This is a genomic window from Photorhabdus akhurstii, from assembly GCF_018448925.1.
Classification (GTDB): Bacteria; Pseudomonadota; Gammaproteobacteria; order Enterobacterales; family Enterobacteriaceae; genus Photorhabdus; species Photorhabdus akhurstii.
In genome coordinates, this window is record NZ_RCWE01000003.1 from 215,658 (window position 1) to 237,912 (window position 22,255).

Annotated in this window: 23 protein-coding genes; 16 read left to right on the forward strand and 7 right to left on the reverse strand. The window is 41.4% G+C overall.

Translation table 11 applies throughout. The features are described from left to right. Positions 1–410 precede the first annotated feature (410 nt). Positions 411–2,360, forward strand: a complete 1,950-nt coding sequence (locus tag EAE93_RS05635; protein WP_214039268.1) for an autotransporter outer membrane beta-barrel domain-containing protein — start codon at positions 411–413, stop codon at positions 2,358–2,360. A 126-nt stretch (positions 2,361–2,486) separates the two neighbouring features. Here the strand turns inward: EAE93_RS05635 and EAE93_RS05640 are convergent, their stop codons facing one another. Together EAE93_RS05640 and EAE93_RS05645 are read right to left on the reverse strand one after the other, a co-directional pair. Continuing rightward, the gene (locus EAE93_RS05640) at positions 2,487–2,942 is read right to left on the reverse strand and encodes a GNAT family N-acetyltransferase (RefSeq protein ID WP_036810591.1); all 456 of its coding nucleotides are present in this window, start codon (positions 2,940–2,942) and stop codon (positions 2,487–2,489) included. A gap of 205 nt (positions 2,943–3,147) precedes the next feature. Next, positions 3,148–3,423 carry a FaeA/PapI family transcriptional regulator gene (locus EAE93_RS05645; RefSeq protein WP_214039269.1) on the reverse strand — a complete coding sequence of 92 codons (276 nt, stop codon included), beginning with the start codon at positions 3,421–3,423 and terminating at the stop codon, positions 3,148–3,150. Between the two features lie 1,654 nt (positions 3,424–5,077). Between EAE93_RS05645 and EAE93_RS05650 the strand changes: the two genes are divergently transcribed. The 5 genes from EAE93_RS05650 to EAE93_RS05670 all read left to right on the forward strand — a co-directional run bounded on the left by EAE93_RS05650 (position 5,078) and on the right by EAE93_RS05670 (position 9,028). After that, positions 5,078–5,566 (forward strand): bactofilin family protein, encoded by a 489-nt coding sequence (locus EAE93_RS05650; RefSeq protein WP_229001700.1) that lies wholly within the window; start codon positions 5,078–5,080, stop codon positions 5,564–5,566. A 330-nt stretch (positions 5,567–5,896) separates the two neighbouring features. Continuing rightward, positions 5,897–6,433: a GNAT family N-acetyltransferase gene (locus EAE93_RS05655; protein WP_214039270.1), complete on the forward strand. Its 537-nt coding sequence runs from the start codon at positions 5,897–5,899 to the stop codon at positions 6,431–6,433. A gap of 79 nt (positions 6,434–6,512) precedes the next feature. Then, the gene (locus tag EAE93_RS05660) at positions 6,513–7,001 is read left to right on the forward strand and encodes a YhfG family protein (protein WP_214039271.1); all 489 of its coding nucleotides are present in this window, start codon (positions 6,513–6,515) and stop codon (positions 6,999–7,001) included. A 2-nt stretch (positions 7,002–7,003) separates the two neighbouring features. Next, complete coding sequence (locus EAE93_RS05665; RefSeq protein ID WP_214039272.1) at positions 7,004–7,591, forward strand: putative adenosine monophosphate-protein transferase Fic; 588 nt, start codon at positions 7,004–7,006, stop codon at positions 7,589–7,591. A gap of 1,149 nt (positions 7,592–8,740) precedes the next feature. Then, complete coding sequence (locus EAE93_RS05670) at positions 8,741–9,028, forward strand: gp53-like domain-containing protein (RefSeq protein ID WP_036777560.1); 288 nt, start codon at positions 8,741–8,743, stop codon at positions 9,026–9,028. A gap of 223 nt (positions 9,029–9,251) precedes the next feature. Here EAE93_RS05670 and EAE93_RS05675 read toward each other — a convergent pair whose 3' ends face one another. From EAE93_RS05675 to EAE93_RS05695, 5 genes are all read right to left on the reverse strand, one after another. Next, a complete protein-coding gene (locus EAE93_RS05675; protein ID WP_214039273.1) occupies positions 9,252–9,506 on the reverse strand; it encodes a YceK/YidQ family lipoprotein in 255 nt (84 codons plus the stop codon). 484 nt (positions 9,507–9,990) lie between these two features. Then, positions 9,991–10,221: a DUF2938 family protein gene (locus EAE93_RS05680; RefSeq protein ID WP_332008442.1), complete on the reverse strand. Its 231-nt coding sequence runs from the start codon at positions 10,219–10,221 to the stop codon at positions 9,991–9,993. A gap of 313 nt (positions 10,222–10,534) precedes the next feature. Then, positions 10,535–12,745: a DEAD/DEAH box helicase gene (locus EAE93_RS05685; protein WP_214039274.1), complete on the reverse strand. Its 2,211-nt coding sequence runs from the start codon at positions 12,743–12,745 to the stop codon at positions 10,535–10,537. Then, entirely contained in the window at positions 12,742–14,058 is a 1,317-nt protein-coding gene (locus tag EAE93_RS05690) for an ATP-binding protein (protein ID WP_214039275.1), read from the reverse strand. The genes EAE93_RS05685 and EAE93_RS05690 overlap by 4 nt, the downstream gene beginning before the upstream one ends. A 3-nt stretch (positions 14,059–14,061) precedes the next feature. Beyond that, the gene (locus EAE93_RS05695) at positions 14,062–16,221 is read right to left on the reverse strand and encodes a tellurite resistance TerB family protein (protein WP_250150894.1); all 2,160 of its coding nucleotides are present in this window, start codon (positions 16,219–16,221) and stop codon (positions 14,062–14,064) included. Between EAE93_RS05695 and EAE93_RS24390 the strand changes: the two genes are divergently transcribed. The 10 genes from EAE93_RS24390 (at position 16,220) to EAE93_RS05740 (ending at position 22,155) form a co-directional block, all read left to right on the forward strand. Next, the gene (locus EAE93_RS24390) at positions 16,220–16,468 is read left to right on the forward strand and encodes a hypothetical protein (RefSeq protein ID WP_228999002.1); all 249 of its coding nucleotides are present in this window, start codon (positions 16,220–16,222) and stop codon (positions 16,466–16,468) included. The genes EAE93_RS05695 and EAE93_RS24390 overlap by 2 nt on opposite strands. A gap of 262 nt (positions 16,469–16,730) precedes the next feature. Further along, a complete protein-coding gene (locus tag EAE93_RS05700) occupies positions 16,731–17,738 on the forward strand; it encodes a major capsid family protein (protein WP_036810567.1) in 1,008 nt (335 codons plus the stop codon). Next, positions 17,739–18,065, forward strand: coding sequence for a hypothetical protein (locus EAE93_RS05705; RefSeq protein ID WP_214039278.1), 327 nt, complete (start codon positions 17,739–17,741; stop codon positions 18,063–18,065). It abuts the gene before it with no gap. Between the two features lie 4 nt (positions 18,066–18,069). Next, positions 18,070–18,510 (forward strand): DUF4054 domain-containing protein, encoded by a 441-nt coding sequence (locus EAE93_RS05710; protein ID WP_214039280.1) that lies wholly within the window; start codon positions 18,070–18,072, stop codon positions 18,508–18,510. 8 nt (positions 18,511–18,518) lie between these two features. Then, the gene (locus tag EAE93_RS05715) at positions 18,519–18,851 is read left to right on the forward strand and encodes a hypothetical protein (protein WP_052739440.1); all 333 of its coding nucleotides are present in this window, start codon (positions 18,519–18,521) and stop codon (positions 18,849–18,851) included. A 78-nt stretch (positions 18,852–18,929) separates the two neighbouring features. Beyond that, on the forward strand, positions 18,930–19,301 hold the full coding sequence (locus EAE93_RS05720) for a hypothetical protein (protein ID WP_040149373.1): 372 nt from the start codon (positions 18,930–18,932) through the stop codon (positions 19,299–19,301). Continuing rightward, the gene (locus EAE93_RS05725) at positions 19,301–19,843 is read left to right on the forward strand and encodes a phage neck terminator protein (protein WP_036810555.1); all 543 of its coding nucleotides are present in this window, start codon (positions 19,301–19,303) and stop codon (positions 19,841–19,843) included. The genes EAE93_RS05720 and EAE93_RS05725 overlap by 1 nt, the downstream gene beginning before the upstream one ends. Then, positions 19,824–21,311 (forward strand): DUF3383 domain-containing protein, encoded by a 1,488-nt coding sequence (locus EAE93_RS05730; RefSeq protein WP_214039281.1) that lies wholly within the window; start codon positions 19,824–19,826, stop codon positions 21,309–21,311. The genes EAE93_RS05725 and EAE93_RS05730 overlap by 20 nt, the downstream gene beginning before the upstream one ends. Then, positions 21,311–21,748: a phage tail fiber protein gene (locus EAE93_RS05735; protein WP_036770760.1), complete on the forward strand. Its 438-nt coding sequence runs from the start codon at positions 21,311–21,313 to the stop codon at positions 21,746–21,748. The genes EAE93_RS05730 and EAE93_RS05735 overlap by 1 nt, the downstream gene beginning before the upstream one ends. Beyond that, on the forward strand, positions 21,748–22,155 hold the full coding sequence (locus tag EAE93_RS05740; protein WP_036810548.1) for a hypothetical protein: 408 nt from the start codon (positions 21,748–21,750) through the stop codon (positions 22,153–22,155). Before EAE93_RS05735 ends, EAE93_RS05740 begins: the two co-directional genes overlap by 1 nt. The last annotated feature ends 100 nt before the right edge of the window (positions 22,156–22,255 follow it).

Sequence of the window (22,255 nt, forward strand, 5' to 3'; positions counted from 1 at the left end):
TTTTACTTTGCTAAACCGATGATGAATTAACACTATCACGTTTATTGTGATGGATCGATTCAGATATTAATTAGATTTAGCCATTATTCTTATCAGAATCTTCTTCTGTCTGTTTTGTGATCTATTTCATGAAACAAAGGAGAGAATTCAATCTATTTGGTCTAATATTACTTCTTATAGATAGTTGAATTTTAACCGATTTGATTAATTGAACAATCAAGCAGCACTACACTTTAAAATCTAAAAAAATAATGCGGGATTCTCTCTGTTACTAACTATAATGAGGTATTGGCTAATCAAAAAAGGAATTGCGTCATATCTCATTAACGTAGTTTCTATTTGGATTGATCATTTCAGTTGAACGGCTAGTTCAATGATAAATATAAAATAACTTCTTGAGGATCATATTAATGAAAAGGGCATTTATATTTACACCAGGCATGTTAGCACTTTCGATAAGTGCAATTTCGAATGCACACACTTATGACCATCTATATGTTTTTGGTGATAGCTTGAGTGATGGTAGAAAAGGTCATCGATACATGATAAATGGTAAAACCAATGAGTTGTATAACGATCTTATTGCTCAACATTTAGGGACTAAACTGGTGCCTTTCGATGAAGGTGGGACTAATTACGCCGTGGGTGGATCGACTGCTGTTCCTGATTTGAACAAAGATAACAATACTCAAAATCAAGTAGATAATTATTTGGCAAGCCACGGTGGTCGTGCTGATCCTAATGGCATGTATGTTCACTGGATTGGCGGTAATGATCTTAAAGCTGTCATGTTAGGGGGAGATCCGAGAATTGTTGGAAGTAGCGCGATGGAAGCCTCGGCACAGGTGCATAAACTTCTTGATGCGGGAGCTGGGATCGTTATTGTACCTACTGTTCCTGATATCGGTAAAACACCAATGATTATGAAAGCCGTCGTTTCTCAGGCACTCACTAAGCTCCCGATTTCTCTCACTCCTGACCAGGTTGAGGAATTAAAGGATATGATCCGTGCGAGCACTAATGCATATCCAACGATAAATGAAGATACTCGCTCTCAAATTATCCAAGGGATCTTTGAAAATCTTGCGGCCAAGGCTTCAAAGGGAGATGCTAAAACAGCGGAAGAATATAAGCGACAATTACTTGATAAGTATAACGAAACAAGCAGCAAAGCCTCTGGATTGGTTAACGAGTACAATAAATTAGAAGATACCGCACTTAGCAAGAAGGGCGGCAATATTGTTCGGGTTGATGTTAATGCACTTTTGCATGAAGTCATTGATAATCCTTTACGCTACGGTTTTTCCAATACCTTAGGCTATGCTTGTGTTCGGGATAAGGAGGCTAATTCTTGTAGTTCTGATGATCCCGGTTTTGATGCCAGTAAATCCTTTTTGTTCTCTGATGATTTTCATCCGACTCCAGCCGCACAGCGTATGATTGGTGAGCAGACTATTTCAATCCTTAATGCCCCACATCAGGTTATGTCACTGACGAATACCAACAATGTGCCGGTAAAAGGAGCGCTTGCCTCTCTTGATAACCGTTTGCAACAGCTACGTAGCGTAGGTAACGAGCAGGGTAAAATAGGCGTATTCGGTGGTTATAGTGGTAATCACAACAGCACATTGACACTGGGTAGTGACTATCAACTCACAGATAATATTCTGTTAGGGGGAATGATCTCGCGTTATCAGGATAAGCGCTCAGTTAATCATTTCCGCGCTGATGGTCGTGGTTATGTATTCACCACTTATGGCTTATGGCGTTACTACGATAAAGGTTGGGTTAGCGGCGATCTTCACTATTTGGACATGAAATATGAGGATATTACGCGCGGTATCGTGCTCAATGAGTGGTTGCGCAAGGAGCATGCTTCGACTACCGGTCATCAGTGGGGAGGGCGCATTACAGCAGGTTGGGATATTCCGCTGACATCTACGGTTATGACCAGCCCGATTATCCAGTACGCTTGGGATAAGAGTTATGTTAAAGGTTATCGTGAATTGGGTAATAGCAGCACGGCTATGAATTTCGGTGATCAACGTTACGATTCTCAGGTCGGAACATTAGGCTGGCGTCTGGACACCAATTTGGGTCGTTTTAACCCCTATGCTGAGGTTCGATTTAACCACCAATTTGGCGATAGGCGCTATCAGATTAGTAGTGCCATTAACTCAACTCAGACATCTTTCGTTAGTAAAAGCCAAAAGCAGGACACCAACTGGCGTGAATATGTTATCGGTATGAATGCTGCTATGACAAAAGATTGGGGCGCTTTTGCGTCAATATCACGTAATGATGGTGATGTTCAGAATCACACTTATGCTTTCAGCTTAGGTGTTAACGCCAGTTTCTAATTTCTGGTTAAAAGATACAAGTTGATAAAACAGTAGCTTCCTGTTTATCGCAATAGTGTGGCTATTGTCGTAGTAATGCCCGACTACCTTGTCGGGCATTTTTCATGACTAATTGATATGGTTGCTTTATCTCTTAGATTGCTTATAAATATCTGGTCGAACAAGTTGCCAAACAAAGTTTTCTTCGTTTACCGGGGAATAACCCATTTTTTCATATAGCCACGGCGCCATAGAAGTGACCAGCATAATATGACGAAGTTGTGCTATTTGGGGATGTTCCAGGCAACATGTCATTAGCCAACGTCCTAATCCCAATCCGCGATAATCATCCAAAACAAAAACATCAATAAGATAACCAAAGGTTGTGAAGTCAGTCACGATACGAGCAAATCCTATTTGCTGAGTATTTTTATACAGACCAAAGTTCAAGCTATTTTCGATCGACAACTTAACCGTCTCCTTGTCGATTCCTTCTGCCCAAATCGATTTCGTCAGAAACCGCTGTATGATCGTAATATCTAATTTATTCTTATCTGTAGAGACAACATATCCATCCTTTTCCCAACGATGCAATTTTTCCATTCTGACTTCCTCTGAAATAAAATGATAATAATTGATTATGATATCTCTGCGCTTGAATGCGTTGTTGAGACTTTTGTAATGGGAAGAATACAGTGATTTGAATGAATAACACCATAGGGCCGTATGTTGTCTTATCAAGTTTTCGACTATATAGACAGGCCCTACTGTACAGAACAGACATCCATTTCTTCATATTTGCTTGACATTAGACAGACTTAATTTTGTCTTCCGGTATATACCATCGGAGAGAATTCTTAATGGGAGACGGAGTGACCATAACTAATCCTTTGTTAGCCAGTTTCAATAACAGATAACGCGCCTTGTAGATGGTGAAATCGCATTGTTCTGCTACATCACGCGTGCTAGGCCATGATTCTGGTGGGGGAGCCGTTTGCATTTTCCGAATAGTGCATAATTCGGATATGACATTGAGTACTTGATCCGTCTGGGAAGGTTGAGTCGAATCTTTCCGGTTTTCCATATTAACTCCAGGCTTTATTGAACCCAGTTGGATATCTTGAGCAATTCGGATAATCCAACGATTAATTTCAACACATGAGGGCAATCTGAACGCTCCTCTATTCAGACATAAAGAATTTCCGAGTCTATATCCTGTTTTGTCAAGGTTGGTTTTTGTACGATGCAGATCAATTATATCGAAAAATTAAAATTTTAGATCTTTTAATTTGAAAAACAAACTTTATAAAGTATTTTATACTTATATAGATATAATTTGCGACACTATAGATCGCAAATGATCGTATTGAAATGTTATCTAAGTATTTTGTTGTGAAATTATTTGAATTTGTATTTTTTGTTTTTATTAATTGAATTATTCTGTAATACTTGAAAGGTCGATAAGGTCATTGTTCATATGTAAATATTTTTTATGATTTATTCCTTGTGTCAAATTTTTTCTAATCCTCATAAGGTTAAAATAGGATTGACAATGAAATTATTTATTTAAAATATTTTGTTGTTTTATGCTGATGTTAATCGTTATTAGATAATCGTAATAATTGGAAATGAAACTGAATAAAATTATAATAGCGACCATATTAATATTGGGTATTGTGTCTATTATAAATAAAGCCGATCGAAGTTATATCACAGTGACCTTTAATGGCGCTATTATTGCTGTGCCTTATTTTACTGATCAGGATCTTCTTGGTAAAACTATCAACCCGGGGGGAGTTTCCAACGTGATATTGAAAAAGGCGAGGGCTTCAACTCACAATAATCTTGAGAACCGTTTGGTAAATTGCAGATTACAGCCAGTAGTTCATCAGTTATTATCCCGGGCAACATTGAAAATATTGCTGGCTTTACCTTGGGTGACTAACAAGACTGATAAATCTCCGAAATTGTGTCAGCGGAAGAAACTTCATATATTTAGATTAATGATAAATTTTACTTTTTAATGGCTATTTCTTGGTTATGGGACAGATGAAATCTGATTATTTTCAATAAAATTTTGATGCTTAAGTGATCCCTACTATATAATTCTTATTTTATTATATCTCCCAATATTGAATTATTTATTGATAAAAATAATTGATTTATCTGATATTATATTGTGTTTTTTTCGTGCAATAACATTGATATTTTCAATAAATTAATTTTTTTGTATAAATAAGTAATATGTTTGTTATATCAATATCAGGAGATATTAATTGAGAAAGATGCTTATAATACGTCATTTGTAAATAAAATTAAACATTAATAAAGTGACTTTATTGTTGATTTATGTTAACAATTATAGAAATAAGGCTTCTACTTTAATGTTAATTTTTCCTTGTTAATTGTTATCGAAGAATGAATATAGGCTTTAACCGTTTAATAACGTTGTAAATACCTGCTTTCCTTTAGTATTGATTGTTATCTGTTCTGTTAAAATAGTGATTTTGGTTTTGTATTTTCTAACGAAAAAAGCATGAAAAATAACAAAAACGTGAACAAACATGGCAAAACATCGTTTTTCGGACAACATTTTTTTGAGCTGTATATGGATCATGTGGAGCATTGCTCTGGGATTCTATCTGGCTGGTAATCTTTTGGGCTGTGCAGTGACAGCGATTCTCTCTTTTTTGGCGCTAATATTTTGCTTTATTCACATGAGGTCGAGATTAAAAACTATGTTTGGAAAAAAATCAGAGGCAGCGGCTGTTGAACCCATGTCTCAATTTGTTGATGATAAAAAGAACGCCAGTGCGGAAGCTCGCCGTTGTACTATTGTTGCTAAAAGCTCGGTATTTAAGGGTGATATTGATGTAGAAGGTGATATACAGATCTGGGGCAAAGTGATTGGCAATATCCGAGTGAAAGAGGGTGCGATCCGTATTATGCACGCTGGACGGGTTGAAGGTGAACTTAGTGCGCCGGAAATCATTATTGATGGTAATGTTGAAGGGACTTGTTGTGCAGCGACGTTGGATATTCTTGAACATGGTGAGCTGCGTGGGATCAGTCGTTGCAGCAGTATGTCTATCAAGCGTGGAGGCTTGTTTTTTGGACAATCGGAACAGGTTGAAAACAAAACTGCGTCTGAACGTGTTGTACCGATGATAAAAGATACCAATAATGATAAATCTAAAGATAAGGCCACGGTAAAAACAAGTGCCTGATAAAACAGGCCCGTGTGATATCTGATTCAGATCCTGCCGGCACGGGCCTTTCCTTTTAGTTTCTAACGAGTTGTTCTATACCCAATGGATTTCAAGATGGATCGCGACGGCAAGGGAGCGAATCCCCGGGAGCATAGATAACTATGTGACCGGGGTGAGAGAGTGCAGCCAACAAAGAGGCAACTTGAAAGGTGACGGGTATATTTCCTCTTTAGTTTTGTTTACTATAACAATCTACCTATTTAACTGTTTTAATTACTCTGATTAAAGTATGTGGTTTGTCGCATGGTAGGTATCCTGTTTATTAATTAATATTGGGAAGAGAAGAATATGACTGTGGTGTTGGAAACAGATAGATTAATCATGCGTGCATGGAGAGAAGAAGACAGATTACCATTTTGCCATTTGAATAATAACGCAGAAGTCATGGAATATTTTCCTGCCACTTTGACGGCTGAACAGAGTAATACGATGGTGGATACGATTATCCAGAGATTTGAGCAACAGGGAGGTTGGGGATTATGGGCTGTGGAGCCGAAAGAAACCGGGGATTTTATTGGTTTTGTCGGTTTGAATATTCCTGTGGCGGAATTACCTTTTTCACCTTGTGTCGAAATTGGATGGCGTCTTGATAAGCCATTTTGGGGTAAAGGTTATGCCAGTGAAGCCGCACGTAAAGCTTTGGATTTTGCCTTCACCCAATTAAAACTTGAGGAAATAGTTGCATTTACGACAATTTCTAATTTTCGATCTCAAAAAGTTATGGAGCGGCTTGGTATGGTGAAAGATGAAAATACTTTTTTACATCCTTTATTACCGGATGGGCACCCGCTTCATGAACATGTGCTTTACCGGATTCGTCAATAATAGCGCGATTCTCTTTTCTGGTTTTCGTTACTTTGATGTTTTATACTATCGTTGCATAGATTGTATCTTGGAAATTCAAATGAAATATGAATTAGCTGTTATGGCGGCCTTGACGAAGTTAAATCATCCTAACACGCGTTCAATTGTAGAAGCGACAGGGATATCTGAACGTAAGGTACAACAGGTCTTGCAAATATTGCAACAAGACTTAGAAGTAAAAATTAACCGTATTAGGGATGGGAAGGTCAGTTATTTTGAAGTTATTTCTTGGGGGATATTTGAAAGCGGTCAGGCGATTAACTGTAAATTGAGCGATTTGGACCTGGCTAAATTTAAATATTCCCGTCAGCAAGAGAAAGGTATTAGAAACCAAAAGAATAGAAAAACAATAATGACAACTTATAATGAAAAAAAACATTATTTTGACAATGTAAAATTAAAAAACTATAGAGACAGTATGCGTCTTGAAGGAATGAATATTGTTATGAATAGTTTGCCTGAAACGTCGAAAGAGCAAAAAAATCTTAAAGATAAACTCATTAGAAAGTATAGTTTACAATTGAGGTAATTATGGTAGATAAATATGGAGCAGGGCAAGATCCCTACACATATCCGGGTATCGACACACTTATTAATAAATTAGGTATTCGTGATTCTGTTGTGCTTGAACAGGCAGAAAGGGAACTCACTGAACTTGCTATATTGAATATTTCATTCCAGGAACCGCCTTACGATTTGCTCTTTTGGCGTCAACTCCATAAACAGATATTTTCTGATTTATATGACTGGGCTGGTCAGCTAAGGATAATTGATATATCTAAAGGGGATACCCGTTTCTGTCATGCTAAATGTATTGAGATAGAAGGGAATAGGATATTTAATATGTTAGAGAATGAAAATTATCTTGTGGGATTAAACTATAAAGAGCTTATTAAAAAGCTTGCTGAATATTATGCAGAATTAAATGTGATTCATCCTTTTAGAGAGGGAAATGGGCGAACCCAGCGGCTGTTATTTGAATATATTGTTATAAACTGTGGCTATAAAATCTCTTTTGAATCTATAAATGTTAAGCAATGGATTGACGCTAATATTTCTGCTTATCAATGTAACTATCGGCCATTAATAAGGATTTTCGCAGATTGTGTTTCTATTTAATATTTCTTGCTATTTTATTGATTATTTATGGGTATGGCTTTAAGAAGTAATAAGCTTAAATAGGCAGAAAAATAGCTTTAATTATGGACTTATGTTAGTTGCTATTAGATTATATCTTATAATGAAATTTTCTCATCTAAAATAGTTCCCTATAGATAATTTTATATTTTATTCGATTTAATAATTGTGCAAATCACTTAATTTGGATTAGATTTATTTAGTGTGCTGGATGATTAGAATAATTGAACTGTGTAAAGATATATCATTATGAATAAGAGTAATAACCACATGATAAAGTGACAAGAATAAAATTATTCCTGTCACTTTTGCTTGCTATTGGTTGATTTAAAAGCAAGCCATTGAGAAAAAAATACTATAAAGAGCTATCGGTCCGCATATTTGAGTACATTTGATCAGTGGCTTATCGCTTTGCAAACAGATAGTTGCGAACACCGGATTGGAGGAGAAAGTGGTAATACTTAACGCTAAAAGGCAAGCTGACAACTTCTTCATCGTTGGTACCTCATCAGGGGTTTATTAGAGTCAAATAATTTATCTGAGTTACTAATTATTGTTCAATAAAAGGTAATAAGTTCCCTTTTTGTATAATTTTTTATTGTTTTGTTGAAAATCTGTTGAAGTAGTGTTGGTGGTTTTGTAGCAAAAGATGGGGAAATAATTGTTATTTATTAATAATAATGAATAATTCAATGCCGATTTATTGATGTTTTGTATTTAAATATATTGTTTTTATTATTTTTTTGCATGGCAATACATTCATTTCATATTGATATTGTGAGAATTATGATAAATTTTTCTTTTTTATACTGCTGCGTCCATATTTATGTGACAGGTACATGGGACATCACGCAGGGAAAACGGTAGGAAGTGGGAAGGTAGCTTCCTAATATTATTAATAAATAGCTTTGTATATTTTTTGTCTTCAAAATTATTTATTAATATTAATTACTCCGTAATGGTTAATCACTATTAGCGATAAAAATAATTCATCATACTTCATTTAATAACTACTATAGTTAAAGTGTATTATCAATGCATGATTTATGAAATTAAATCTATTGCATTAAATGATTTAGTCGGTAGATCTCTTTTGAAGAAAAGATTAATTATTAATACTAAGGAGAACCCATGAGTAATCTCATTCAAAACACCGCCTTAAGAGCCGCAAACGGTTGGTGGAAATGTGGCGATACCGGAATAATTTATCAGTGGGGGTATAATCCGAATGGGGGAGCTGGAAGAATTACAGTAACATATCCAATACCTTTTCCCAATGTATGCTTATCTATGCAAGTTAGTGTCTATGCCAATGGGGTTCCTTCGGATAACTATTCAGTAGTTTATGGATTTAATTCTACCAATGCTACAATTGGGCGTGACCAATTAGGCTCATATTGGTTTGCAATAGGATATTAATTAATACGTTATTACAGGGGGGAATTAATATACTCTAGCCTTGGAGTTGAAGAAAAATTATATTGAAAGCTACTTAATGAACTGCTTCCATAATCTTGGATATCAATCTATACATCGGGAGCAGTTTTTGTAGAATGTTCGTTGGGAATTAAATTAACCATTGTCTGTTATTATCCGGTTTAGCTTATTTTATCGGGTGTTGGCTAATATAATTTAGCATAGTTTAAAGGTGTGTTTTTTTGCATATTTCATCAGTATATAAACGATGAGTATCCCACGGAAGTATAAGTGTATCTGTGATTATCGAGAATGGAAGGTCTATCAGGCTTGAAAATGGGTAGCCTTCCTTAATACCTTGTATATCAAATTGAGTTGCTGGGTAGACTTTGCATTCATAGCCGTGAGTTACACGAGAGCCAAAAGTTCCACATCCTGTTAAAATAGCTGAGATTAAGACAACTCCAATAGGTTTTAGCATTGGTAATACTCCTAATATAATTGAGTCAATATATTGAATAGTAACATCCCGATTTCAAATTGAAAATACAAGATTAACAGATTCATCTTGACCAGTTTGATTCATTACAGCATTGAAATATAAATATAACTAAAGTTAAAGGATAATTATTGCAAAAAGCAATTGATGATGCATTTGAATTATGTATCAATTCCATAACATTATTATTGTCATTGACGAATGGTCAAAGTATCCAGAGATGAAGCTACTATGGTTGATGTTGATAAGTTTGAGAACATTGCCTATCAATAAGATTTTTAGCTTACAATATTAATTTCCTTCCGATCCCGTTAATCCTTTTTTAGGTCGTTAACGGGGTAACTGATTGATAATTTATTCTATTATGATTTTCATTGAAACGTCCTTTATATACATGAAAAATATAAAAACGTCAGGTGTCGTTATGATATTACCAGGTTTATAATTTTTGCTGTGAGATAAAGCCCTAATCCATAAGAGTGTGAGTTAATAGGCTCATCGTTCGTGATTTCATGGGGACTGGGGTTTTTGACGCAGCCAGACCGAATCCAAATGCCGGCTGCATAATCAGAAATGGGACAAACAAACTTATCAAGCCAGCAAACAATCCTGTCGCTAGTGTGGGCTGATAAAACCAGCTCTGGCTAGATAAAATTAGCGGGATGATGGCGAATAAAATACCTGTCAGATAGTGTATTACCCTTCAAGATAGTTTGAATATCTATGGGATTGAATTTCATCGCCATTTATTATTGCGTAATGATATTTATTATCGAAAGTCTTAATGTCAACCTCTATATATATATTTTTCACCGTTTCTAATAACTTGTTAGCATCATGCTAGCCTTTAAATCTCAGCGCTTGACCAAGTTTAGTTAATGTAAAGGGATATTATGTTAAATGTTAAGAGTGTTGGAGGTGCAAAGTAGCTATGTGATGATAATTTGTTCAGATTCGTTGACCCGAGCGGATGTGTGAGAGTTATATAATCTCTTTAGGCAACTAATCTTTCATAGAGTCTTCTGGATTTGTTTTTGTATCCACTGAGCAGTCCCTTCAACATCGAAAGCTCTTAATCCGTATCCCTGAGTGAGCAATGCTTCGGGTAGATATTGGTCATATTTCTCAAGGTATTTCTCCGGAACACTTTCGGCAAGACGGGTTTCGGATGGCAGACCTTCACGAAGCATGCTGGTTAACGCTTGTATAACCTCCGCCACAGTGGTCTTTTCAACCTCAATAACACCAGAAAACGCTCCAGCTTTGAAACCACGATGAATCAGCAATGCCGATAACGTGTTTACGATTCGATCTCCTAGCCAAGGGAAAATGCAAACATTCTGCCCTTGTTGAATAAGGCATTCTGATGCAAGGTTATTGCTACAGAAACTATACAGGCCTTCTTCAAAGAGATTTCTGGCAGCGGTATCGGCAAAGTCGGCTTTACGTTCACCAACTGTAATCCTGTAGTCGCCCTCCCGATAGATGGTGAGCATTTCCTGCCGGACGACATCATGTATGGACATGCCTTCACCGCCAAATAGAGGCGGCTGTCCTCCTTTCGTTGCTTCGACGTAAATCACCTTTTTATCGCTGTCGATATCAGTCACTTTCCAGCGTCGTCCACCGAAAATAATATGCTGTTCAGGTATTAATGGCGAATCCACAGGAATCGAACCTAACGTTTTATTGCCTGCGACAATACGAAACTCTTCAGGTGTGCGGAATACGGCATAGAAAGTGTACTGATTAACCTGTTGTTCGCCTTCAAGACCTAGTACTAACTCGCCGCTGGAGAGTTGTGTTAAAAAATTGTGTTCCCCCATATGCCGCAACAGCATTTTAAAATCATCAGTACTGATATTCTGAAACGGTCCGTGCTGGCAGAGATGCGACCAGAGCTGATCCACGCGCACGCCACCCCACTGCGCGACGATTGCCAGAATCTGATGAAACAGTGTGGAATAATGCATCTGTCGGGTATCGGCCGGTTCAAACCATTTGTTGCCGATGAGTAAACGTATCATTGCCAGCGATTGGACTAGCTGTAACCTCAGTTGATCAATAATGCCTGACGTCGGCGTCAGTTCATGTTCGGGAATCAACATTCTCAGCACTGCGGCAGAGCCGCGCCTGCCAGAACGCCCCATGCGCTGACGCAGGCTGGCAACAGAATGTGGCGCAGTGACCTGTACTACGGAACTGACTTTACCGATGTCGATGCCCAGTTCCAGCGTCATCGTACAGATGGCGGTGGTGGGCAGGTTGCCTTTCTGAAGCCGTTGCTCAAGTGTTTCGCGCAGATCTCTGGACAGGGAGCTATGGTGAGGAAAGAACTCGTTGGGAACGATGTTCGCTTCACTGAGATCGCTGAGCGTAGCGGCAATACTTTCGGTACGCTTACGGCTGTTGGCGAACACCAGATGGGAATCACCACGGCAGAATCGAAAAATATCGTGACAGATTTGTGTCTCTGCCGGAAGTAGCTGTTCTTTCCCGGTGGTTGATAACGGCTCTTGATAACCTTTTACTTGAAGTTGTAATGTGGCATGGCTCTGAGTGTCGGTGATGATATCGCAGGGCAGGCACTGATTCGGCCGCAGGGATAATGGTACTTTTCCCAGCTCTCCCAGCGTCGCGCTTAATGCTACTCTGGGAGTCGGATTGTTCACCTTTTTTCCCAGTAAATGATCGATCCGGTTCAGCAGAGAGAGGAGCTGCATACCTCGCTCAGAGCCGATGAAGGAGTGGAATTCATCAATGGCTATATAGGCAAGAGGCGCGAAAGCCTGTTTTAACCAGCCAGTGTTGCGGATCAGCATCGCTTCCAGCGACTCCGGGGTAATAAGCAGAATGCCGGAAGGATTTTTCTTTGCTTTTAGTTTTTTACTTTGTGCCACATCTCCGTGCCAGGGTGTGACAGACATCTCCAGTGCATCTCCTAGGCTTTCCAGTCGCCGGTGCTGATCGTTAATTAAAGCTTTAAGCGGGCTAATGTATAAAATACCGAAACCGTCCTGAATATCCGCGATAGCAGAGCAAGCGGGCAGGAAAAAGGCTTCCGTTTTACCCGCAGCGGTGGCGGCGCTGATCAGCACATCCCGATCCCCCGCTAATATCGGTGGGATCGCTTTTTTTTGCAGAGATCGGAGGTCAACCCATCCCTGTCGATATATCCACTTCTGTATGCGTGGATCCAGCCGCTGGTATTCATTCATCATAATCTGAAATCGGCCAGACCGTCCTCGTCGGTATCATTTCCTGAAGATATTTCATCCATATCACAGGGTTTTTCTTCTGAGATAGCTACGCTGGTAATTAGTTGCGACCAGTGAATGTTCGGGTTTTGTTCCAGCACGGCGAGCATATCTAGAAATGCTTTAATCGTATTTCGCGGTGTGCGGAAATAGGCATCGCCGATGGTATTACTACAATGGTGTAAAAATGCTGTCAGCGCATCATCGGGAACCAGATAGTTATCCGTTTCACCGCTAGCATAAACGTGACGAAGATTTTTCAACAGAATGTAGAGTTCTTCCGGCGTCAGGCTGGCTAAATGCAGAGAAGGGGATGAATAGTCAATCACTCCTGCTCGCTGAGCAAAGCTGTTTTCCGCCAGCCGCGACTGGAGAGCTTCGTAGCTGTATAACCCTTTACGCGGATCAAATAGGAACTCCGGTGTGCCGCCAAGCAGAAAACCAATATGCTCTGCCGTTCCTTGAAGGCAATCATTCAGGATACGCAGTATTTGCTCATAATTAGCGACCCGGGCCTGTCTGTTATTGAGCTTGTACAGATTCACCATTTCATCCAGATTGACCAGCAGACCGGCATACCCGGCTTGGCGGACAAACAGGCTCATCAGCTTTAACGAATCGTAGAAAGAGGCGTCAGAAATAATGGCGCGTACGCCCAGATCGTTCCGTGCGTCGGTTTTTGTGGTATATTCGCCTCGCAGCCAGCGAATAGCATTCGATTTTAAAACCTCATTATCCTGCTCATGACCCTGCCAGTAACACTCAATTACTTTAGCGAAATCATAACCGCCAACCATTTCGGACAGTGTGGTGAGTTTTTGATGAATAATGACCGGAACCGGTGTGTTTGTGCTTTCTGCTTTCTTTCGGGCTTCCGTAATAAAGCGCTCAACCACGCTTAGTAAAGCATTGCCATCCGGTTTATTTCGGGTGGATAAATTTTTCATCAGCTCAGAATAGAGGCTCCGCGCCTGCCCGCCTGAAGCATGGATACGGCGATCCGGGGATAAGTCGGCGTTTACCGTCACCAGCTTTTTTTCTAAAGCAATTGATCGAACGACGCTTAAAAAGAATGTCTTACCTGAACCATATTCCCCGATAATCAGACGGAATACTGCACTGCCATTGGCGATGCGTTCGATATCCTGATACAACGCTTTTATCTCGTTGACCCGGCCAACCTGAATATGCTGAATACCTATTTTAGGTGTAACACCTGACTTCAGTGACTGAATAATAGCGTCTCTTTCTTTAAGACGGATGCGAATGCCAGACATAAATTATCCTTTGAGTTCTTGTACGATTTCCAGGTCAACGTAAATATCATCGTCGTCATCGAGAACCGGGGCGTCAACCAGTTCATATGACCAGTCATTAATGACTTCAATTGCGCCGCCCACCATCAGGTTAAATTGCTGGCATAGTTCAGCAACTTCGTTTCGCGCCCAGCGTTCTTTTTCCAGCAAACGTTGGTACAGTTGGTTATGCGCTTCATCAAGGCCAGTGGTCGAGTGTGGCGGAATGTCTACTGGTGGTACTTCTTCGGGATCATCTTCGACAAAGATTGTGCTCAGCAACTGACGAACGTCTGTCGTGTCCGATTCATGGCGGGCAAGAATATTCTCATTGAGAGAAAATGAACTTTTCACACTTGACGTGACCTGCGATGTTTTTTCTGCTGTTGACAGACGATGGATATCACTGGTAACGGTACTGCTGTCCAGCCCAAGGCTGGAGTAAATTTTTTCCAGCTGTTTAATCTCTCCCGGATCAATTTTACCGTCGGCGCAGGCGACGTTGATAATAACGTTGCCGATAGCCGATTTCTCTTTATCGTTAAGCTGCTCGATTCTGGCTTTTAGGCCCGCCATACTGGCAGGAGTATTAAGTCGCCAGATCAGGTAAGCGTGCAGCGAGCGTTTTTCTGTTGGCGACAACGTGTTGTTATGCTCAATCGCTTTTTCCAGTGCAGCTTGCTCAGCGACGTCAACATTCTTATCCATTTGCGCAACCATTGCGCCTAACCGGAGCGCCACAGAAACGGACATGAATTCTGTGGAAGGTGTGAAGAATTCACCGTGTCCCTCTGCAAATAAAACAATATTACCGTCTGGTTCCGGTTTGACATAATGATAACGCATATCTGGTACTATGCCGTAACCTGCCCGCTGAGCGAAATTCTGCATCAACTCCGCTTCTTTTTTATTGATCTTGTCTGGCACTGACATATCCAGACGGGCCCAGAAGCTTGCAACCGTTGTTAGTCCTGAATTTTCCAGAATCCTTTCGTTAGCCCAGCTTTTAAAACCAGCGAACATTTGTTCTGCATCTTTAGTAAGGATTTCATCGGGAAGGAGCATAATGGCGGCGACATCGCTACGTGAGGTGTCCTTTTTACCAAGATAGCGGCTGTAGGCATCCAGAGCGTTGGTACAGGATTCCGCAATTTGTATCAGTTTTTTTACCGGAGCTCTTAATACACTGGGATCAGGTAGATCAGGAAGCTCAATACGAATCCCCCGGAGCGTACTGTTTGCGGAGGCATAATCCAGTTTCAACCGGGTCTTGTTCGGTTTAACCACAAGACCCTCACCAAATTTTTTGACGTAGCGTTGTTTAAACAGGGCGGCAAACTCTTCTGCACAACGGCGCGCCGGAGTTCGTAGCGTATATTCGGTATAATATTTTACCCATGCCAGAGCTAGATCTGCTGAAATAGGCCCTCCCTGAGCAACAGTTGTGGCCAGATGAAACCGAAATAGCAGCGAGCTTCCCGAGGCAAAGTATTCGTTTTCATTCTGTATGAAGATGACATCAGGCCGGAGAAGCGACATTGTTTCTATTAATTGAGTCGAATAACGACGGAAGGAGTTATTCGACTGAAATATGGCCCTCAGGCGCGATACCTCTTCAAATAACGCTCTGAATTCATTATCAGAAATGGCTTCCTGCATCCCGTCAGCCAGTATGCGACGCTCAAGACCGTAAAAATAGATAAAAACATAGCCTATGGGGCAGGTCGCATCGCTTCGGTCGCTTGCCAGCCAGTCAAGATAAGCGCCGCGGCAGCGTGGAGATAGTGTTGAAAAGCTAGGCCAGTATCCCAGCGACTCATCTTCGTAATGTCTTGTTATGGACTGGATGGGCAATGCATCGTTGACCAGAGAGGCATCTGAACCATCATTATAAAAATATCCATATTCTCTTGATGAATATGTTTTTAACTGTCCGCCAAAATAAAAGTTACCATTATTAATGACGATATTTTGAATGGTGATGCTTTCTCCCGGTTTGATCCACCGCGCTGGCGTCGTGTTACGTCGGGCTGCGGTTTCACGCGGCTGCTCGCAACTGGTACTGTATTCAACAGTTATCCCATTAACGAGAGTGAAGGTTGCCAGTTCGTCATCGTCGGGTGCCTGTGGATACCGAGAAGACATGTTTGTCACGTTATTGGCTGGTTTATTAGGAAATTTTTGCTGGGATGAGTTATTTGATTTACTGATGTTTCTGCCGTTCGATCTGGTTGAAGTTGATTTTTTCTTTTTGGAACACAAAAGACAGATAACAACTAGTGTAATAAAAAATATCCAGAAGCCCATTCCTACACCCATCATCGCGGATGACACCTCCACATGTAGCTTTTTAATCGGGGAAAAGCGTCAGCATAAATTGAAAGACATTTAGCAGAATCATACCGTTTCGTAGTGGGAGTACAAGCAAGAACGTCACATTATCTAAAGAATGAGCGCCTACTCATCGGATCGTAAAGGGATCTACACGTAACAAAATCAGGTACAGATTGCGGTGTGCTTCAGGTTAAGTAGTTTCAGTGATGAACTAGAAGGAATGCGGCGGTGCAGGTAGTGTCCATTGATGCCCATAAAAATAAAATAGATGGACGTAAAGTGGACCTGGAGCTAAGAAACGACACACAGATTTTCAATATATTGAAGGGGAATACGGCATTGTAGTACCACAGGCCGTCGATTACTTAAATCCCCAATATGCTCGTAACTATACGTTAGCTATGGATGCACAGCCAGCTATGGTGACCGTGAGTAACGCCGGTGTTCCTGCGTATCTGACTAACTATCTCGATCCTGAGTTGGTTCGTGTGTTGGTCACGCCGATGAGAGCGGCTGAAATTATCGGTGAAAATAAAAAAGGTGACTGGACAACGCTGACAACCCAGTTCCCGGTTGAAGAATCAACGGGTGAAGTGAGCTCATACGGTGATCACAGCAATAACGGCATGTCAGACGCTAACGTGAATTGGGTGGAACGCCAGAGCTATCATTTCCAAACATTTACTGTCTGGGGGGAGCGTGAGCTGGATATGTACGGTATGGCCCGTATCAATCGAGCAGCGCAACTTAACACCGCAAGCGCATTAACCCTAAACAAGTTTATGAACAAGTCTTATTTCTATGGTATTGCGGGGCTTAAAAACTATGGACTGTTGAATGATCCGGGATTAAGCGCACCGGTGGTACCGGCTGCAAACGGAAAATCCAATGGTACAACGTGGGAAACCAAAGACGGGCAGGCAATTTATGACGATATTTCCCAACGCCTATTTAAACAGCTTACAAAACAAACAGAAGGGTTGGTGGAACGAACAGAGCCATTGAAACTTTGCATGTCGCCAACAGCGGAAGTCAATCTGACAAAAACTAACCAGTACAACGTTAATGTTACCGATCAATTGAAAAAGAATTTTCCGAATCTGACGATTGAAACGGCGGTTGAATACAGTACGGAAGCGGGGGAACTGGTTCAATTGATTGCTGATACGCTTGATGGTGAAAAAACGGCTTATGCCTCATTTACTGAAAAAATGCGGGCACACGCGGTTGTTGTGAGCTCATCCAGTTTTAAACAAAAGAAATCAGCCGGTACGTGGGGTGCGATTATTCGTTATCCACACGCTATTGCACAAATGTTGGGGGTTTAAATGGTGACAGTCATTGTGGGGTGTAAATTGCCTCACGGGTTAACGATTGAAATTGATGGGAATAGCGTGACGCTAAACGGGATAAATTCATCAACAATTATTGGTGGTTATGGGCTGACATATGATGTTGATAAAGCGTTTTTTGACAAATATCTGGAACTCTATGCAGATACGGAATTAGTCAAAAATGGGCTTATTTTTGCCCAGGAAAAACTCAAAGAGGCTCGGACGGAAGCTGAGGAAAAAGCCGGGTTAAAGAACGGGTTAGAACCTATCGATCCCCAAAAACCGGGTAAGAATATCGAGCAGCGAAAAGAAGAGGATTAAGCTAATGGGCTTTGTTGTCGTTTTTGATGTCGTGAAATTTCGCACTCGTTACCCGGAGTTTTCTTCTGTCAGTGATGTCCTGCTGGATACCTATTTTATTGAAGCAACACTCTATCTTAACAATACGGCCCAAAGCCCAGTTAGTGATCTTGAACAACGAATACTGTTGTTGAATATGCTTGTTGCTCATATTGCCGAACTTAATCGTTTATCTGTTAGCGGAACAGCGGCCAATCCGCTCGTGGGGCGAGTTAGCAGCGCAAGCGAGGGATCTGTTTCCGTTTCGGCTGATATGGGCGTTGTGAGTGAACGTGCTGCTTGGTTTTTGCAGACAAAATACGGGGCTATGTACTGGCAGGCAACAGAGCAATATAGAACTATGCGTTACGTCCCCGGCAGCTCTCCCTCTCACTATCCGTCATATTACTATCCACGGACTCAATAGAGGCGCTAATGTCGAATAGTATCAAGGGCGGTGATGCAGCAAAACGCTATTTAAAGCAATTAGCCAAAAAGATAGGTGAAGGCAAAAAATTACGTTTTGGTTTTTTCAAAGACGCGACTTATCCCGATGGCACTTCGGTAGCAATGGTGGCAATCAGTAACGAGATTGGCGATCCGAGGCGTAATAGGTCGCCCCGTCCGTTTTTTCGTAACACTATCAACGAACATGCTAATGAATGGGGATGCAGCGTTACGGATGACCGGGGAAGTTATCAAGGGGCAAATTCAACAATCTATTCGTTCTTTCACTTCACCGGGCAATGCGGAATCAACTATAGCTAAAAAGGGATTTGACGCCCCGTTGCGTGACACCAAACACATGCTGAACAGTGTTGATTATGTGGTTGATGGGGGGAGTGAATGAATCTTCATAATATTGTATCTGGTGCTGTCGGGATTGTTAATCCGCACTCACCTGGAGAGATACGGATAAGTGTGGGATATGATATTGCACCCAGTGGTAAGCAAGTCCCGCGCTACATCACAACACCCGTTACCGCACAAATCCAGCCACTGACTTTTACTGATCTACAACATACGAATGGCTTGAATATTCAGGGCATGCTCAAAGCGGCTTATGTGAATGGCAATTTTAATGCCGTCAACTGCCCCAGACAGCAAGGGGGTGATCTGTTGATTATTAATGGTGAAGAGTGGTTGATAGCGCAGATCTTGGAAGAGTGGCCGGACTGGTGCAAATTCGCTGTTACATTGCAGCGAGGGGAACAATAGTGGTAACGATAAATGTAACGCAAGACGATATAACAACCGCATTACGCGGTTTTTTAATGGCCTTAATACCTAGGCGTAGCGTTATTTTGTCTCAAATAAATCGCTCACCGATGCCAGATAGCGATTTTATTGTTATGACACCATTGAACAGCGCTGGTTTATCAACAAGTGTAGTGATCTATAACGCACCAACAGCGGCAGGTATGGGGGAGAATCTAATCACTCGGACGACACGCTGGACATGTCAAATTGACTGTTACGGTCAGTTCGCTCATGAGGATGCTCACATTATTGCAACGATGGTGCGTACTGAATATGCGAGTGAGCTATTCAAGAGATCAGGTATCGATATGGCACCACTCTATGCCAGCGACCCGATTCAGACAACGATGATTAATGGTGAACAGCAGTATGAGTCGCGTTGGACATTTGAATTTACTGCTCAAATCAACCCCGTTGTGACAACAGAACAACTATTTTTCGACAGCATTACGCTGAACACTAAAACAGTGGAGTCTATTCATGGCAATTCCAATCAGTAAAGACGTGAGAATTAATCCGGGGGTGCTGTCGGCAGCGGGTAATGCTGTTGATCTCAATGGGTTATTACTGACAGATAATATATATGCACCTGTTGGTGCGGTGTTGTCGTTCTCGACTAAAGAGGATGTGGCGGCATATTTCGGTGGTGCATCCGAAGAATATAGCATGGCGGCTATTTATTTTTCAGGGTACAACAATTGTACAAAGACGCCCGGTCAATTGCTGTTTTCCCGATTTAATCAAGCGGCAGTATCGGCCTGGTTACGCTCAGGTTCTTTTAATGGAGTAGCTATTACCGATCTGCAAAAAATATCTGGTGCGTTGAAATTCAATATCAATGGCACAGCAATAAATGCCGCAATCAATTTTGATGGGGTTAAATCCTTTGCGGATGCAGCAAAGAGCATTGAAACCGCGATTGGCAAGACAGTAACGGTTGTGTTCGATACCACCCGTAAGGCTTTCATTATCAATGTCGCCTCTGCCAGCATTAAACCGGAAGATACAAATATCACCTATGGTACTGGTGATGGGGCCGAGGCTCTTAAGTTCACTGGCGCACTAGGGGCAACGGTTTCTCAGGGGGCTACAGTGTCGGCGGTTCCTGATCTATTCGCTGTGATTAAAACGCAGTCTCAGCAATGGGCAGGTTTTACGACGGTATTTGAATGTACAGATGAACAGCATCTTGCATTATCCGCATGGGCTAGTAGTCAGGTATATCGCTATTTCTATGTTGCTTGGACAACAAGCGGCACGGCAAAAGTGAAAGGCAGTCAGGAAACTATCGCCCATAAAATTATTGTCATTCACAGCTACGGGGGTGTCGTTCCTGTTTTCTGCTCTGATAATATGAGACCGGCAGCAGTATTGGGTTATGCGGCGGTGCTGGATTTTGAGCGAACTGAGGGGCGTGTTCCGTTTAAATTCAGAGAATTGAACGGCCTCAGTCCTGATGTGATCGATTCTGATGTTTATGATGCGCTGATTGCTAATGGGTATAACTTCTATGGCAATTATGCCGCCAATAATATCACCGAAAATTATTGGGCTGATGGCACAATAACCGGTGATTTTAAGTGGCTAGATTCCTTCTGTGGTCAAATCTGGCTGAATGCGAACTTGCAAGGCGCGGTTATTGCCTTGTTCAAATCCAACAAGACTATCCCTTATAACACGGCTGGCCGTGCGCTGGTGGAAGCCTCAATGAGTGATGTTATCCAGCGGTTTAAGTTGTGGGGCGGTATCCGATCAGGCGTAACATTATCGGCTGCACAAAAACTGGAAATTATTAACGCTGTGGGATCTGACGTTTCAACGTCAATAATCGCGAAGGGTTATTACTTGTATGTTGGGGAAATGTCTGCCTCTATGCGTGCAAATCGCACCAGCCCAAGCTGTACACTGTGGTATTGCGACGGTGGCAGTATTCAGAAATTCGAAATGGCATCTACGGAGGTTCAATAATGTCAGACACAATCACTTCTGCTGATGCGGTAATTACCCTGACTGTGACCAATTTATACCCGTCTGGTGTGCAATTACAGGGATTTGCCGCCGACAACATTTTCGAAACTGAGGCGTTGGATTTGGCTGAAACGGTACGTGGGGCGGACGGTAAACTGTCAGCGGGTTTTATCTACGGCAATATCAATCAGACGATTCATATTATGCCTGATTCGGAAAGTCGCACTATTTTTGATACCTGGGCGACGACATCACGTACTAGCGTCGCTGTGTTCAGATGTAATGCAACGGTTATTCTTCCGGCTATCGGGCGTAAATACACATTAGTAAACGGCGTTCTGAAGCAATGGAAAACCATGCCGGACGCAGGAAAGGTTTTACAGGCGGCGCAGGCCGTCATTGAGTGGGAATCAATAACAGGTGAGGCATATAGCTAATGGCACGTAAAGAAACCTTCATCGCTATGAATGATGATAATCGCGATAAAGGAAAGCTTTTTTACATTCAGGAAATGCCCGCTTCGCAGGCTGAATGGTGGGCTATTCGTGCGTTGATGGCAATGGGGAGAGAGGGGTTGGATATCCCTAATAATTTTTGGGATTTAGGCATGGCTGCATTAGCGGTGGTTGGATTGAAAGCAATTTCTCGCATTGCTCCTGATGAAGCCAGGCCACTACTTGATGAACTGATGGGTTGTGTGCAGATGGTTCCGAATCCGGCAGATAAAAAAATCAAACGCGAACTGATCGACAGTGACATTGAAGAAATTGTTACCCGGCTGAAATTACGTGCAGAGGTGCTTAAGTTACACGTGGATTTTTTCAAAACCGCCAACCAATCGTAATCCCACCGCGCTATTCCAGCATCTCAAGACCATTCGGTATCGTCGGTTATACAAATGTCCCAGGTACAATAGCGACCGTTATCTCATCAGGAAAAGCAAC

Bases quoted from the DNA above. Each gene is read 5' to 3' on its own strand.
- EAE93_RS05635 (WP_214039268.1), top strand. From the start codon at position 411: ATGAAAAGGGCATTTATATTTACACCAGGCATGTTAGCACTTTCGATA.
- EAE93_RS05640 (WP_036810591.1), bottom strand. From the start codon at position 2,942: ATGGAAAAATTGCATCGTTGGGAAAAGGATGGATATGTTGTCTCTACA.
- EAE93_RS05645 (WP_214039269.1), bottom strand. From the start codon at position 3,423: ATGGAAAACCGGAAAGATTCGACTCAACCTTCCCAGACGGATCAAGTA.
- EAE93_RS05650 (WP_229001700.1), top strand. From the start codon at position 5,078: ATGTTTGGAAAAAAATCAGAGGCAGCGGCTGTTGAACCCATGTCTCAA.
- EAE93_RS05655 (WP_214039270.1), top strand. From the start codon at position 5,897: ATGACTGTGGTGTTGGAAACAGATAGATTAATCATGCGTGCATGGAGA.
- EAE93_RS05660 (WP_214039271.1), top strand. From the start codon at position 6,513: ATGAAATATGAATTAGCTGTTATGGCGGCCTTGACGAAGTTAAATCAT.
- EAE93_RS05665 (WP_214039272.1), top strand. From the start codon at position 7,004: ATGGTAGATAAATATGGAGCAGGGCAAGATCCCTACACATATCCGGGT.
- EAE93_RS05670 (WP_036777560.1), top strand. From the start codon at position 8,741: ATGAGTAATCTCATTCAAAACACCGCCTTAAGAGCCGCAAACGGTTGG.
- EAE93_RS05675 (WP_214039273.1), bottom strand. From the start codon at position 9,506: ATGCTAAAACCTATTGGAGTTGTCTTAATCTCAGCTATTTTAACAGGA.
- EAE93_RS05685 (WP_214039274.1), bottom strand. From the start codon at position 12,745: ATGATGAATGAATACCAGCGGCTGGATCCACGCATACAGAAGTGGATA.
- EAE93_RS05690 (WP_214039275.1), bottom strand. From the start codon at position 14,058: ATGTCTGGCATTCGCATCCGTCTTAAAGAAAGAGACGCTATTATTCAG.
- EAE93_RS24390 (WP_228999002.1), top strand. From the start codon at position 16,220: ATGTTTGTCACGTTATTGGCTGGTTTATTAGGAAATTTTTGCTGGGAT.
- EAE93_RS05695 (WP_250150894.1), bottom strand. From the start codon at position 16,221: ATGTCTTCTCGGTATCCACAGGCACCCGACGATGACGAACTGGCAACC.
- EAE93_RS05705 (WP_214039278.1), top strand. From the start codon at position 17,739: ATGGTGACAGTCATTGTGGGGTGTAAATTGCCTCACGGGTTAACGATT.
- EAE93_RS05710 (WP_214039280.1), top strand. From the start codon at position 18,070: ATGGGCTTTGTTGTCGTTTTTGATGTCGTGAAATTTCGCACTCGTTAC.
- EAE93_RS05715 (WP_052739440.1), top strand. From the start codon at position 18,519: ATGTCGAATAGTATCAAGGGCGGTGATGCAGCAAAACGCTATTTAAAG.
- EAE93_RS05720 (WP_040149373.1), top strand. From the start codon at position 18,930: ATGAATCTTCATAATATTGTATCTGGTGCTGTCGGGATTGTTAATCCG.
- EAE93_RS05730 (WP_214039281.1), top strand. From the start codon at position 19,824: ATGGCAATTCCAATCAGTAAAGACGTGAGAATTAATCCGGGGGTGCTG.
- EAE93_RS05735 (WP_036770760.1), top strand. From the start codon at position 21,311: ATGTCAGACACAATCACTTCTGCTGATGCGGTAATTACCCTGACTGTG.
- EAE93_RS05740 (WP_036810548.1), top strand. From the start codon at position 21,748: ATGGCACGTAAAGAAACCTTCATCGCTATGAATGATGATAATCGCGAT.